Origin of the sequence: Paenibacillus chondroitinus NBRC 15376, from assembly GCF_004000765.1 — a bacterium.
GTDB classification, from domain to species: Bacteria; Bacillota; Bacilli; order Paenibacillales; family NBRC-103111; genus Paenibacillus_E; species Paenibacillus_E chondroitinus.
Map to the genome: position 1 here is coordinate 40,832 of NZ_BILW01000014.1, position 13,806 is coordinate 54,637.

Annotated in this window: 8 protein-coding genes; 5 read left to right on the forward strand and 3 right to left on the reverse strand. The window is 50.6% G+C overall.

Annotation, left to right across the window (positions count from 1 at the left end; genetic code table 11):
• The first annotated feature begins 17 nt into the window (after positions 1–17).
• The 5 genes from PCH02S_RS16980 to helD all read left to right on the forward strand — a co-directional run bounded on the left by PCH02S_RS16980 (position 18) and on the right by helD (position 6,266).
• The gene (locus PCH02S_RS16980; protein ID WP_127455091.1) at positions 18–878 is read left to right on the forward strand and encodes an inositol monophosphatase family protein; all 861 of its coding nucleotides are present in this window, start codon (positions 18–20) and stop codon (positions 876–878) included.
• A gap of 197 nt (positions 879–1,075) precedes the next feature.
• Positions 1,076–2,053: a sugar kinase gene (locus PCH02S_RS16985; RefSeq protein WP_127455093.1), complete on the forward strand. Its 978-nt coding sequence runs from the start codon at positions 1,076–1,078 to the stop codon at positions 2,051–2,053.
• A gap of 32 nt (positions 2,054–2,085) precedes the next feature.
• The gene (locus PCH02S_RS16990; RefSeq protein WP_127455096.1) at positions 2,086–2,748 is read left to right on the forward strand and encodes a bifunctional 2-keto-4-hydroxyglutarate aldolase/2-keto-3-deoxy-6-phosphogluconate aldolase; all 663 of its coding nucleotides are present in this window, start codon (positions 2,086–2,088) and stop codon (positions 2,746–2,748) included.
• Between the two features lie 4 nt (positions 2,749–2,752).
• Positions 2,753–3,634 carry a DinB family protein gene (locus tag PCH02S_RS16995; protein ID WP_127455098.1) on the forward strand — a complete coding sequence of 294 codons (882 nt, stop codon included), beginning with the start codon at positions 2,753–2,755 and terminating at the stop codon, positions 3,632–3,634.
• Positions 3,635–3,854: 220 nt separating this feature from the next.
• The gene (helD, locus tag PCH02S_RS17000) at positions 3,855–6,266 is read left to right on the forward strand and encodes an RNA polymerase recycling motor HelD (RefSeq protein ID WP_127455100.1); all 2,412 of its coding nucleotides are present in this window, start codon (positions 3,855–3,857) and stop codon (positions 6,264–6,266) included.
• Positions 6,267–6,893: 627 nt separating this feature from the next.
• On the opposite strand, the gene PCH02S_RS36420 is transcribed toward helD, so the two are convergent.
• From PCH02S_RS36420 to PCH02S_RS17010, 3 genes are all read right to left on the reverse strand, one after another.
• The gene (locus PCH02S_RS36420) at positions 6,894–7,019 is read right to left on the reverse strand and encodes a DUF6254 family protein (RefSeq protein ID WP_246069128.1); all 126 of its coding nucleotides are present in this window, start codon (positions 7,017–7,019) and stop codon (positions 6,894–6,896) included.
• A gap of 125 nt (positions 7,020–7,144) precedes the next feature.
• On the reverse strand, positions 7,145–11,695 hold the full coding sequence (locus PCH02S_RS17005) for a glutamate synthase-related protein (RefSeq protein WP_246069129.1): 4,551 nt from the start codon (positions 11,693–11,695) through the stop codon (positions 7,145–7,147).
• A gap of 624 nt (positions 11,696–12,319) precedes the next feature.
• Positions 12,320–13,666, reverse strand: a complete 1,347-nt coding sequence (locus PCH02S_RS17010; protein ID WP_127455102.1) for a glutamate-1-semialdehyde 2,1-aminomutase — start codon at positions 13,664–13,666, stop codon at positions 12,320–12,322.
• Positions 13,667–13,806: the final 140 nt, after the last annotated feature.

Here is a 13,806-nt window from a genome sequence, read left to right on the forward strand (position 1 = left end):
AGAAAGAGTTGATATAAGTGGTAAATGGTGAGGCGGAGCCGTTCGTCATCGGCAGTAAGAGTTTTACAGCAGTGGCTATTAATACGGCAGCCAAGGCTGGGCAATGGATCAAGAGCAAAATGGGCGATATCAGCCGTATTGATACGAAATTTTCTTCTCAGGACCTGGTGACCGAAGTGGACAAAGGGTCGGAAAAGCTTATTCGCAACTTGATCATGACGCATTTCCCGGATCATTCCATTCTCGGTGAAGAAGGCGTGGAGCCTGGTCCGGAAGCATCGGCCAAAGCACTTCAAGCCATGAGCGAGGAAGAATACTTATGGATCGTAGATCCTATCGATGGAACAACGAACTTTGTTCACGGGTTCCCGTTCTTCTCGGTTTCGATTGCACTCGCGCACAAAGGCGAGATTATTGTCGGTGTCGTGTATGACCCGTCTCGTGACGAGCTATTCGTTGCCGAGAAGGGGAAAGGTGCTTATATGCACGGCAAAAAGACAGTCGTATCGCTCGATGGACAGCTGTCCAGCAGTCTGGTTGCAACAGGTCTTCCGGCAGATCGCAATGGCGCATTACCGATTAACCTGAAAGGTATTCAAGCGTTATCTCCCAAAGTGCGCAACCTCCGGATCGCAGGCTCCGCAGCGCTTCACTTGGCTTATGTAGCCTCAGGACGCCTAAGCGGCTTCTGGGAAATTGGTTTGAATGCTTGGGATATTGCAGCGGGCGCGTTGCTGATCCAAGAATCAGGCGGCAAGGTGACCGATACCGAAGGCAGACCTTACAATCTGGCGGTTCGCAACATACTGGCTACCAACAGCCAGATTCATGATGAGCTGCGGCAAGAGTTGGTTAAAGCTGAAGCTACCGGATTTTAGCGGTCATATAAGGCAGAAGAAACCTGAGACATACGTCTTGGGTTTTTTCTACAGTTCCCCTATACATAGAGAAAATACTCTCTCGTCAGATTCTAATCTTACTATCTGGTACAAACGGTGGTTATACACTATAATATGAAATATATGCATTATTTAAACGTTTCAACTAACGATCAGGAAATGGATGGAGAACTTATATGACGACGAATTCACAATCGCAAGCGGTTACCGGACCTGACATTATTACCTTTGGCGAAACAATGGCGCTGCTGATGCCTTCCAACGGCAAAGGATTGGAGTACTCGTCTGAACTGCATAGCTTATTTGGCGGTGCGGAAAGCAACGTGGCGATCGGAGTATCCCGCCTTGGAGGCAAAGTAGGCTGGTTTGGACGTCTTGGCAAAGACCCGATGGGCCGTTTGATTTACAAAAAAATTCGCGGCGAAGGTGTCGATGTTTCCCGTGCTGAACTGACGGCTGAAGCGCCGACCGGGCTTATGATGCGCGAAATGATCATGGGCAAAACGTCCGTTTACTACTATCGCAAAAACTCAGCGGCAAGCCAGATGAGCGCTAAGCATTTTGATGAAGACTACATTGCTGGAGCGAAAATCCTTCATATTACGGGCATCACACCGGCGCTAAGCGAGTCTTGCAAAGAGGCTGCGTTTGAAGCGGTTCGATTGGCTCGCAAACATGGCGTCAAAGTTAGTTTCGACCCTAACCTGCGGTTGAAACTTTGGGGGATAGACGAAGCTCGTCCCGTGCTTCTTGAGCTTGCCAAGCTGGCGGATATTTTCCTGCCGGGCCTTGATGAGCTGAAGCTGCTCTACCAGACGGAGGATTGGGATGTCATTGTGGGCAAGCTGCGTGAATTGTCCGCTGTTTCCATCGTCAAAGGCGGAGAGAATGAAACCTATGTCGTAACCAAAGATTCGATTACAGCGGTTCCATATTTTAAAGCGGAGCAAGTGGTGGATACGGTTGGCGCAGGCGATGGCTTTTGTGCGGGATTTTTGGTAGGCTTGTCCAAAGAGTACGACTATGCGGAAGCGGTGCGTATCGGTAATCTGGTGGGCTCCTTGATTGTGCAAACCGAAGGTGACTGGGAAGGCGCTCCGACTTGGGAGCAAGTAGACGCAATTCTTAACGATGTTAAACATATAGAACGCTAATTCCATGCTTGCATAAGAAGGGGAAGATTCCATTGAAAAAATTGAAACTTGTTCAGCAAATATCAAGTGAAGGCGTGGTAGCCGTCCTGCGTGGAGAGACGCCGGAAGAAGTAGTTGAAATGGCGGATCAAGCCATTGCAGGAGGCATCAAAGTCATCGAAGTCACGATGACGGTGCCGTTCGCGCTGCGCGCAATCGAGGAGCTGGCGAAGCGCTACTCGAGTACAACGCAGGACGCTTCCAAATACGCGATTATCGGGGTGGGCACAGCCCTAGACCCGGAGACAGCGCGTGCAGCGATCCTGAGCGGGGCCGAGTTCGTTGTCGGCCCGTCGCTTAACCCGAACACGGTTGCGCTCTGCAACCGTTACCGTGTACCCGTCATGCCGGGCTGCATGACGATTCAAGAGATTCAAACGGCGCTGGAGCTTGGCGTCGATATCGTGAAGCTCTTCCCCGGCAATCTCTACTCGCCGGCGATGATTAAGGCTATTAAAGGTCCGCTGCCGCAGGCGAACATTATGCCAACAGGCGGGGTCTCGCTGAGCAACCTCGGCGAATGGATCCAGGCCGGCGCAGTCGCCGTCGGCATCGGTTCGGATTTGACCAGCGAAGCGGTCAAAACAGGCGATTACGGCCTGGTGGCCAAGCGGGCTGCCCAATACATCGAGGCCTATCGAGCGGCCAAGAAGTAGAACGATGGCACATAACGGGGCGAAGCTGCTATTGCAGGTAGATGATCTTCAGGCATCGATTGCCTTTTATACACAACAACTGGGCTGGGAGCTGCTCGAAAGAGCGGCTTCCGGTCCTGTTGCATTGCTGCGAATCACGACCGACTATGAGGCTGTATTGATTCAGCAAACACCGTCTGCTCAGCATTTGGCGGAAGCACAGACTAAACTGGCAGCAGGCTGGCTGCAGAACAAACACTTTACTCCCAAAAAGGGAGATCTCATCTACATCGGCGTATCTTCAGTGAATGCTGTGGAGAGTAATCTCCAAGCCAAAGGCTGTAAGGAGCTGCGAAAAGAAGAAAATCCAGGCCACATTCGTAAACTTTTTGTACTAGACATCGATGGACATACGTTTGTGTACTGGGAGGAGCTGCCGGCTACCCAGGCTGAGATTGTAGACTTGTATGCAGCGGGTGCTGACGAATTAGAAAGCGCAATAGCGGGATTGACGGAGGAGCAGCTGAACAGGTCGCATGCCCCCGGCAAATGGTCCATTCGCCAGCAAGTCCTGCATCTGATCGACCTAGAGCTTGTTACGCTGCACAAAGTAAAATTCGCTTTGGCGGAGCCAGGGCGTGCCTATCAAGGCAACAGCTTTTCACAAGATGATTGGAGCATAGGATTGGATTATCGAAATCGGCCGATTCATGCGGAAGTCCAGTTGTTCCGGGCTATGAGGCAGCATATTCTTGGACTGTGCGAGCATTTGCCCAATGCACTGGAGAGAACCGTTATCACAAAAGATCGTCAAGAGTCTGTGGCACAGCTGCTAAAAATGATGGCAGGCCACGCAAAGCATCATATCCGAGCGGTGAATGAAATTCGTGAGCGGCATGATTGCTGACAAGTGAGGAGTCAGAGGCTAGAAACTGAAGTGAAAAAGAATGCCAGAAAACCCCAGGTCATAGACCTAGGGTTTTTATTGATTTTTGGAACATAACTTGGTAAAATAAAAATTGATTCAAATATTTTGAGATTTAAACAGTTTTATCCTAATTTAATTATAGCACCAAAACCACCTCCATGTCAAATCGTAATAAAATGGTAAGAAAAGAGGCGTTGGGATGAGTCTGACAGATCAAGCAAGAGCAGCAGAAAAGCAAAGAGTGCAGGAAGTTACAGAGAAGATAACCGTCAAAATCACGGAACTGGAGGAGCAGGTCGGTCTAGTTCAATCTGATGTTGTTGAGATTCGTAAACATTATTGGGACGAAGTCACGATGGATATGAGTACGGCGGAAGATGCGGTAGAATCTATCGCCAGCATGAGGCAGCAATCAGAGGTGCTTTCCGAGCGGGAACGAACGCATCGACAGGCATCCAAAACATTAGGCAAGCTGAGAAAGCTCGTCCAGTCGCCTTATTTTGGCCGGATCGATTTCATTGAACGCGGTGAGCGGGAAGAGGAGGCTGTATATCTGGGCATTGCGTCTTTTCTGGATGAGGAAGCAGGTCAGTATCTTATCTACGATTGGAGGGCCCCCATCTCCAGCTTGTATTACGATTTTGCACCGGGAGAAGTCGCATTTCGTACACCGAATGGCACGGTAGAGGGTCAAATGGTTTTGAAACGGCAATTTGTCATTCGTGACCGTCACATCCATCTGATGTTCGACACTGGCGTGACCATTGGCGATGATCTGCTGAAGCAAGTACTCAGTCGGAGTTCGGATGCGCAAATGAAGACAATCGTTGCAACGATTCAAAAAGAGCAAAATCGTATCATCCGCAACGACAGCGCCCAAATGTTGATCGTACAAGGGGCAGCAGGAAGCGGTAAAACATCAGCCGCGTTGCAAAGAGTCGCGTACCTCCTTTATAAGCACCGGGATAAGCTGAGCTCGGATCAGATGGTTTTATTTTCGCCAAATCCGCTGTTTAATCATTATGTGTCTACCGTGCTGCCGGAGCTAGGCGAAGAAAATATGCAGCAAACGACCTACCAAGCTTATTTGGAGCATAGGTTGGGAGAGATGTTTGAGGTAGAAGATTCTTTTACACAATTGGAATACGTATTGACAAGGGGCGGTCTTGAACATGTGTCTGAGAGAACGCCGGTGATGGAGGAAGCCTATGAAGCTCGTTTGAGCGGAATTTATTATAAATCTTCAACTGCTTTTCTTGCCGTAATTGAGGCTTATAAAAAGCAGCTTGAGCAAATGGGGATGTTATTTAACCCTATTAAGTTTCGCGACAAAGAGGTGCTTAGCGCGGCTCGTTTGGTGAAGCAATTTTACAGCTATGATTCCGCCATTCGGCTTCCTAACCGTTTGGAGCTGATGAAAGAGTGGATATTGGGGCAGCTGGAGCTCTTCGCAAAGGTTGAAATCGAGGAAGCTTGGCTTGATGAGGAGATTGAGCTTCTCAGCAGTGATGAGTACCATCGTGCGTATATTAAGCTGCGGAAAATGGAGGGGGAACGTGATTCCTCTTTCGACGATTATGACCAGGAACGGCATCTGCTTGCTCGAAACGTCCTGAAAAAGCATCTAAAGCCTGTTCGAAGCGCGGTGAAGCAGCTTAAATTCGTTGATATGATTGGACTTTACGGGCAGTTGTTTAGGGAGGGAGCGGTAGCGGCTAAAAGGGAGCTGATAGCCGACAAGCCGCGCTATTGGTCTGAAATCTGCGGGCGAACGCTGGAGGAGCTGGCGCATGCCAGGCTGCCTTACGAGGATGCTACGCCGTTCTTGTACTTGATGGAAGCTGTTTGCGGCTTCCAGACGAACAGCGCCGTGCGCCACGTCATTATCGACGAGGCGCAGGATTATTCTCCGTTTCAGCTGGCTTACCTGAAACGGCTCTTCCCGCGCTGCCGCATGACAGCGCTCGGCGATTTGAGCCAGGCGATCTATTCGCACGCTTCCGCGTACAGCGAAATCGATCCGATCGCCGCTCTGTTCGGACCGGACCAAACGGAAGTCATCCGTTTGGTCCGCAGCTATCGCTCCACGCGCGAGATCGTGGAGTTCACCCGCGGCATCGTGCCTGGCGGCGATGCCATAGAGCCCTTCACCCGCGCCGGCAGCAAGCCGCGGGTAATCCAGACCACCGATCGCGGATCGCTGCATAGCCTGCTGGCAGCCGAAGCGGCGCGGCTGCTGGATGAAGGCTATGCCTCCATCGCGATCATTACCAAAACTGCGAGCGAGGCTGAGCTCGCGCATCAAGCCCTCACGCCCCTTATGCAGGTACCGCTGGGGCGTGTCACCAAACACAGCCCGACGTTCGAGTCGGGCGTGCTCGTCATCCCTTCGTATTTGGCGAAGGGGGTCGAATTCGATGCCGTACTCCTTTATGATGGTTCCCATCATCAGTACGGCCATGAAAATGAGCGCAAGCTGTTTTACACGGCTTGCACCCGGGCTATGCACGAGTTGTGTATTTTCGCGCTGGGGGACCCGTGTCATTTCATCACGAGTCAGCCGCAGGATACTTATGTGCTTGCTGGCAGCGCTGAGGATGTTCTTAGTTAGGACGGAAGGTACTATCGGCACTATCCCCAAGAGTCAGGAAATCATCCTAGATAACAACAGAGATCGGTATCTGTGAATGGTGTTCAGAAGCTCCTGAGTGAAAGGGATATTACCAATAGCCATCGAGAACCGCGAATCCGCGAACTCAAAGAACCCGGTACCGCACATCATGGGGGGGCGCAGTAAACCGGGGAAGGTACTATCGGCACTATCCCCAAGAATCAGGAGGAGATTATCGTGGATAACAAGTTGATCGGTATCTGTGGCGCTCAGAAGCTACTGAGTGAGAGGGATAATGTCTATAGCAGCACTTCAGGTTGTGTGAGTTGAGTCGGTGAGCTCCTGAGTGAGAGGGAAAGTGTCTATAGCTACATTTCAGGTTGTGTGAGTTGAATCGGTGAGTCCCCTGAGTGAGAGGGATAGTGCTTATAGCGGCCCTTCAGACTGTGAGTAGAGCTGATGCGCTCCTGAGCGAAAGGGATAACCCCAATAGCCGCCGCAAGCCGCGAGCCGCGAGCCGTGAGCCATGAATTGCAAACTCAAAGAACCCGGTACCGCACATTTTAGGATGCGCGGTAACCGGGTTCTTTGAGTTGGTCCCTCTTTGGATGTAGGAGGGGACTTGCGTTACTTGCTGTGTTCCGCGTCGTACTCACTGGCGAATTCGGCCAGAGACTTCACCTTACCATGTGGATGTCTAGCTTGTTTGCGGCTTTTCCATGCAGCTTCTTCGCGGCGTTTCGATTGGCTCATAGCAAAAAACCTCCTATGGTATGCGGATGGGTGTTGCACTTATAACGTGTGAATTGTAGGGCTCTTTTATGCAGAAAAAAGCTCCACAAGACCTTGAAAGAAGGTCCTGTGGAGCTTTGCTTTATCTATTCCGTAGCAACGGATTGGTCAGCTTGCATGTTGACCGGGGAGATACGGATGAAGTTAGCTTCAAGATTGCTTAGCAGACCGTCGATTTTGGCTGCGGCATCCATTTGACCGGATTTAGCAAGCTCTGTACGGTAAGCTGTGAGCAATTCAGTAAGGTCTTTGATACTTTGTACGCCAACTGACTCAATTTTAACTTTTGCGCCTTTGGCAATACGACGTTCGATAGCTGCTTGGTCTAGACCCATTTCTGGTACGAGACGTTGGTAGATAACCCCACCTGTCATCCCTGCACAAATCCATGGACCCGGATCGCCCATAACAACAGCACGGCCGTTTGTCATGTATTCGAACGCAAAGCCTTTGAGGTTCGCACGAGCGGCAAGTCCGCCGAGCTCATCTCGCAGAGGTGTCGTGATTTCGCCGCCGAATACAACATCTGCACCGGAGAAACGGATACAAGCACGCGTATCTGCGCTGCCTTGAATCAAGAACAAGCCTTTTTGTGCGCCGTAACCGAACGATTTACCAACGCTACCGTTGATGAATGTGTTGTTTTTGCCAAGTGATTTCACGATGGCTACTTTACCGCCGAACGCCATTTTACCCAGGCCATCCTCAGCACCACCTTGAACGGTAATGTCAACGCCACGGGCGTTGAATGCCGCCAAGCCGTTACCTGGAACGGACCCGTCTGTAAGGTTCAGAGCGATAGCAGGCAGTTCATCGTAGCTGCCGTCGAAACGGTCTCTTACACGATGGCTGGAGTAGCGAGTTCCAAGAATACGGGACTCTGCATCCACTTTGGACCAGTTGCGAACAATTGGAGCATCAAGCGCCAAGGACTCAGGGAAGAATTCCAGACCTTCTGCGCCAGCCGCAATACGGATATCAGAGGATACCGCTGCTTCTTCCATAGCTCTTTCTGCATCAGAAACGAACTGAAGCGGAGCAGGGCGAAGAATGTCAGACAGATCAATGCGATCCAAGTGGCTGATTTGCTCAAGCAGGTCAGAACGGCCTACCAGGTCTTGCAAGCTAGTGAATCCAAGGGAAGCAACAACTTCACGTACTTCTTCGCCAATACCGCCAAACAGACGAACCAAGCTGTCAACAGCTACGTCAAACTGACGAGGAACGAAACGGCGAAGACCTTTTTCCTCAGCTTCTTCCATGGAATCGATTTGCGTTGCGATACCAACGTGGCAAGTGTCCAAGTGACAGCCGCGGCATGTTGTACAACCGATCGATTGCATAGCGATACTACCAAATCCGGCACGGTTAGCGCCGAGCATAACCATTTTAACAACGTCAGCGCCTGATTTCAGACCGCCATCGGACCACAGCTCTACGCGGTGACGAAGACCTGCTTCGATCAAAGCCACGTGGGCAAGCTTAGTACCGATTTCCGTAGGAAGACCAACGTGTGTCAAGGAGTGAATACGAGCCGCACCTGTACCGCCGTCAAAACCGGAAAGCGTAATAACGTCAGCGCCTGCTTTGGCAACACCCACCGCAATTGTACCGATACCTGGTACGACTGGGATTTTTACGATAATTTTCGCTTTGCGACCGCTAGCTTCTTTCAACTCGGAAATGATTTGAGCCAAATCTTCGATCGAATAGATATCATGGTTATTCGAAGGGGAGATCAGGTCCGAGCCGATTGTTGCATTACGAGCTGCAGCGATTTTGGCTGTAACTTTGGAGCCTGGCAAGTGACCGCCTTCACCCGGTTTAGCACCTTGACCGATTTTGATTTCAAGGAAGGCAACCGCGTTAGCCAGTTCAACGTTAACTCCGAAACGTCCGGATGCCACTTGTGCACCGCGCGTTTTTTTGTAGCGGCCAAGCATATCTTTAATTTCTCCGCCCTCGCCGTTCATGGTTACCATGTTCAGACGTTCGCCGGCTTCAGCATAGGCACGGAAAGCTGTTTCGTTCTGTGAACCGAAAGACATGGAGGAAATCAGCATCGGCAAAGAATGACCGCCAATGGAGATATCAACTTTCGATGGATCAAGCGCCTTACGGCCTTCTCCAAGTGCTTTCTCAACATTGAATCCAGCAATGTGACGAATGGAGATCGGGTTTTTCTTCTCTTCTTCACGCAGTTTGTCGCGGTAGTCGCCGTAAGAAGCGGCTCCTGATGCAGCATCGCCCAGCGCTTTCCACATACGTTGGAAGAAACGGAAGTTTTTCGCCGCTTTTGCTTTCGGATTCGTGTAATCGTTGTAACGAGCTTCTGCTTCAGCTTCGAGCTGTGCAAAGCCTGTTCCGCCTTTTTCACTACCCAGGTAGTTCACGATATCAAGCACCTCAGCCACTTCCGGGTGGAAGCCGATGGAGGAGAAGAAACGTGTATAACCGCGAAGCTCATGTGTACCGATGGTGGAGATTACTTTCTCCAGACCTTTCGTAAGAGCTGCATAAACTTTACGTGCTGCTGCCGCGTTGCCTTCTTTATCAGAAGCAGTGGAGAACAACAGGTAAGGTGAGATCACGTCGGCACCTAGACCACAAGCTACCGCGATATCATGCAGGTTACGAATCGCTGCGGAACGAAGCACCAATGTCACGTGACGGCGCAGATTGTCGCCGAAAGTAAGCTTTTCCGCACGAAGTGCGATATCGATTTTGGAGACAACTAAGTGAGGCTCAAGCCATAAACGATCGTTTTGGTGAGCTTCTGAATCGTCAAGAATGATAAGGGCAGCGCCAGCACGAGCAGCAGCGATAGCGTCAGCAGCCAAAGCGTCCAAACCAGCGCCAAGAGATGTTCCTCTTGCAAAAGTAGTGGAAAGCACGGCTACAGCATTTTCACCTTGTGCACGGAACAAAGCAACTAATTGCTCGTAGGAAGGTTGGGACAAATGCTCTTCGCTATCTACACCATTCGTACCTTCGAGTACAAGCGGAGCTAGAAGCTCAAGACGCAGATTGCTATCAACCTGAGAGTAAACCGGTGTACGCGAACCTGCAATCACGCGAGTCGAGAAATGCTCCATTTCACGGTCACGGTCAATCGCCGGGTTCGTAACAACCGCAACGCTCTCTTTAATGAAGTCAGGCACGTTTTGACGTTCCCATGCAATAGCAGCGTGAGGGGAGTCGTGGCCCAGGGAGCGAATTGGCTCGGCGCCAGTTTCGGACATAGTTTCGATATAAGAAATACCGTCGCGATCCCAACCAAACGCACTGTACAATTGATCCGTTGCTACAACATTTTCGTTGAGCTCGGCTTGCGTGTCTGTTTTGGAAGGATTCAGATATTTACGAAGTCCGTTAATGTTCAAACGTTTGCTTGCGCGCTCATAAACAAGTGACTGTACTTCATGGTAAGGAATGACTTGAACATGTTCACCTGGTGTAAGCACAACGCCGACTTTCTCACCTGGTGCGATAGGCTTCGGATCAGCAACCATGTCGCCAACTGTGATAACGCCTTGCTCCGAGGAGAAGTACAGGGAAGATTCGCTTTCAACCATCCAAACAGGACGTAGACCAAGAGCATCAACGCTGAAAATACATTCGTTGCCGTAACGGGAAACGATACCTGCAGGACCTTGAGCGAAGTGGCCCCAAACTTGACGGAAGTAAACATAAAGATCTTGAAGTTCCGGACGGAATTGTTTCATTTCATTAATAATAGGAGGGAAAACCATTTCCATGGCTTCGAAAAGTGATAATCCAAAACGGTGAATGAACGTTTCAATCGTTCTGTTCATGTCTTGGGAGTCGGAACCACCGCTTACGAGCGGAACGCCAACCATATCTGCTTCGAGACGAAGTTTCTTAACGGTGTTAATTTCACCATTGTGCCCCAGCAGGGAGAATGGTTGAACGCGGAAGAAGCTGGACAGTGTGTTCGTGGAATAACGGTTGTGACCGATTGTAACTTGGGAAGCGAAAAGCGGATCGCGTGTGTCGTTAAAATATTTCGGAAGAATGCTTGCAGCGCCCAACACTTTGTAAGCGGAAGTTACATTGCTTAATGTTGCAACGTGAACGTTGTAGCGGTCTTCGATCGCGATGTGCAGCTCAAAAAGGTGATCTGCCACTTGACCTTCTGTTTTGTTGCTGATTGCAGCGATTTGCCAGAATGTAGGCTCATCGTTTAAACCGTTAGGACCAAGAACATTGCTATCTACTTGGTTTTCTTGCTCGAGAATGATGGACACATCGTGGGAAGCAAATAGCTCACGGATGCCATTCTGAATCTCGGTAACGGTCAGGTCAAGTTTGCGCGGAACAAAGATATGTCCAACAGAAAAACGGTTATCATAAGCAAGTTTGCCGTCTAGACCCGCATCTGTTAATTTCTTTTCCCAAAGAGCGCGTGGAATGTCAGTTAAAATACCGCAACCGTCGCCTTCACCGTTAATAAATCCTGAGCGATGTTCCATTTTTACAAGGGCATCAATCGTTTTTTGGATGTTTTCACGGGTAGGATGACCGTTCTTTTCAATAATACAAATAATACCGCAGCTGTCGTGTTCGGTTCCTAGTAGATCTTGAAAACGGCCTTCATTACGCATAATTTCATTCATTGCTCAGGTCAGTCGCCTGACCGTCACCTCCCCTATATATTTAACTCCTCTTTCACTACTTTGCTTGCATTTTGGCATTAATGAGCCCGCAACTCTTAGCATTTTCAATGGATGACCGGAAACCGACCAAAAACGAAATATGCGAGATTTTGAATAAAAATGCAATTTAACTGAATAGCATGCCAATTTCGAGGAAATGGCTCCCTTGAAATCAGTCAAGAATCGACCCGTCATAAAGTAAGGCATCACACACAAAAAACGAACGTGAATTTGTAAATCATGCCCTAACTTTCTAGGAAAATACTGCGAAAACAAGACTTTTCGTTAAAAGGGTAAAAGTAATCTTAGAATAGCACGAAAATGTTCATCCGACAATAGTTGCAGAGCGAAAACAAAAATGTAAGCGTTACCTTTCGTGTATAATGGTGAATAAAGGTAATTTATTTAATGCTTGGCTCCCTCTTAAAATACGAACGAACTATGTTCTTGTTAGGAACATAGTTCGTTTCTGGGACATGTTAGCAAATATGGATAGCAGAAAATACCTTGTGCGCCGGGGCATGATTTCATGTTTTTTTATACGCAATCGTAGTAATTGTGTGTATTTTCGAAAAAATTTAAACATTAGCGAGTTTTCATGATTTTAAAAGCGTGATCCACGGCATCCAGAGTCTGGGCGATGTCATCTTCCGTGTGGGCAATGGTTGTGAACCAAGCTTCATACTTTGAAGGAGCGAGGTTGATGCCTTGCTCCAGCATAAGTCGGAAGAAGTCCGCGAAGCGTTCGCCGTCCGTATCCTGCGCTTCGTCATAGTTGGTGACGGGATGATCGCAGAAGTGGGTGGAGAACGCGCCGCCGATACGGTTCAACGTCAAGGCGATGCCGTGTCTCGCAGCGGATTCCGCGATGCCGCCTGCAAGCGTCGCGCCAAGCTGCTCGAGCCTGGCGTACACATCTGCCTGCTGGAGCACCTCCAAGCAGGCGATGCCGGCCGAGATGGAGGCGGGGTTCCCCGCCATCGTGCCGGCCTGATACGCAGGTCCGAGCGGAGCGACCTGCTCCATCACGGCCTTGCGGCCCCCATAAGCTCCGATCGGCAGTCCGCCGCCGATCACTTTGCCCAGGGCCGTAAGGTCTGGCTCGACGGCGGCGAAGCGCGCCGCCGCCTCGGCAGTGCCTCCCTCCACGAGAGGGAGGCCGGGGTAAGTCTGTGCCGCTCCATAATGGAAGCGGAACGCCGTGATGACCTCGTCGTAGATGACGAGGGCCCCGTGTTTGCGAGCAGCTGCACAGAGCTGCTCGAGGTAGCCGGCATGGGGCATGACCATGCCGAAGTTGCCGACGATGGGCTCCACCATCACCGCGGCAATCTCTCCGTTCCATCGCGCGAGCGCGGCTTCCAATGCCGGAATGTCGTTGAACGGCACGGTGATGACCTCTTGCGCGATACTCGCAGGCACGCCGGCGCTGTCCGGCGTGCCGAGCGTGGACGGCCCGGAACCGGCCGCCACAAGCACTAGATCGGAGTGGCCGTGGTAGCACCCGGCAAACTTAATGATTTTGGTGCGCCCGGTGTAGGCGCGCGCCACGCGGATCGTCGTCATCACGGCCTCGGTGCCGGAGTTGACGAAGCGCACTTTGTCCAGCGATGGAATCGCGGACTTCAGCATTCGCGCGAACTCGATCTCGAGTTCGGTCGGGGTGCCGTACAACGTGCCGTTCTGTGCGGCGCGGCAAATCGCTTCGGTCACGTGCGGATGCGCGTGACCGGTGATGATAGGGCCGTAGGCGGCGAGGTAGTCAATGAAGCGATTCCCGTCTACATCCCAGAAGTGTGCGCCTTGCGCACGCTTCATGAAGACGGGGGCGCCGCCGCCGACGGCCTTGAATGAGCGGGAAGGGGAATTGACCCCGCCCACGATGTGCTGCAAGGCTTCTTGATATAATTGCTCGGAGTTTTTGCGATTCATAAGAAGTAATCATTCCTTTATTAAGTAGTATGTATATTGGACGGTAACTAACGGACTCAGGAGGCGTTATTTCTGTAAATAATTGATGTAACGGACCAAGATGCCGCTAATTGATGTTTCTGATGTTGATTTTACTGAAT

What these genes read in the sequence shown, in the direction of transcription:
- PCH02S_RS36420 (WP_246069128.1), bottom strand. Translation starts at nt 7,019, where the DNA reads ATGAGCCAATCGAAACGCCGCGAAGAAGCTGCATGGAAAAGCCGCAAA.
- helD (WP_127455100.1), top strand. Translation starts at nt 3,855, where the DNA reads ATGAGTCTGACAGATCAAGCAAGAGCAGCAGAAAAGCAAAGAGTGCAG.
- PCH02S_RS16985 (WP_127455093.1), top strand. Translation starts at nt 1,076, where the DNA reads ATGACGACGAATTCACAATCGCAAGCGGTTACCGGACCTGACATTATT.
- PCH02S_RS17010 (WP_127455102.1), bottom strand. Translation starts at nt 13,666, where the DNA reads ATGAATCGCAAAAACTCCGAGCAATTATATCAAGAAGCCTTGCAGCAC.
- PCH02S_RS16995 (WP_127455098.1), top strand. Translation starts at nt 2,753, where the DNA reads ATGGCACATAACGGGGCGAAGCTGCTATTGCAGGTAGATGATCTTCAG.
- PCH02S_RS17005 (WP_246069129.1), bottom strand. Translation starts at nt 11,695, where the DNA reads ATGAATGAAATTATGCGTAATGAAGGCCGTTTTCAAGATCTACTAGGA.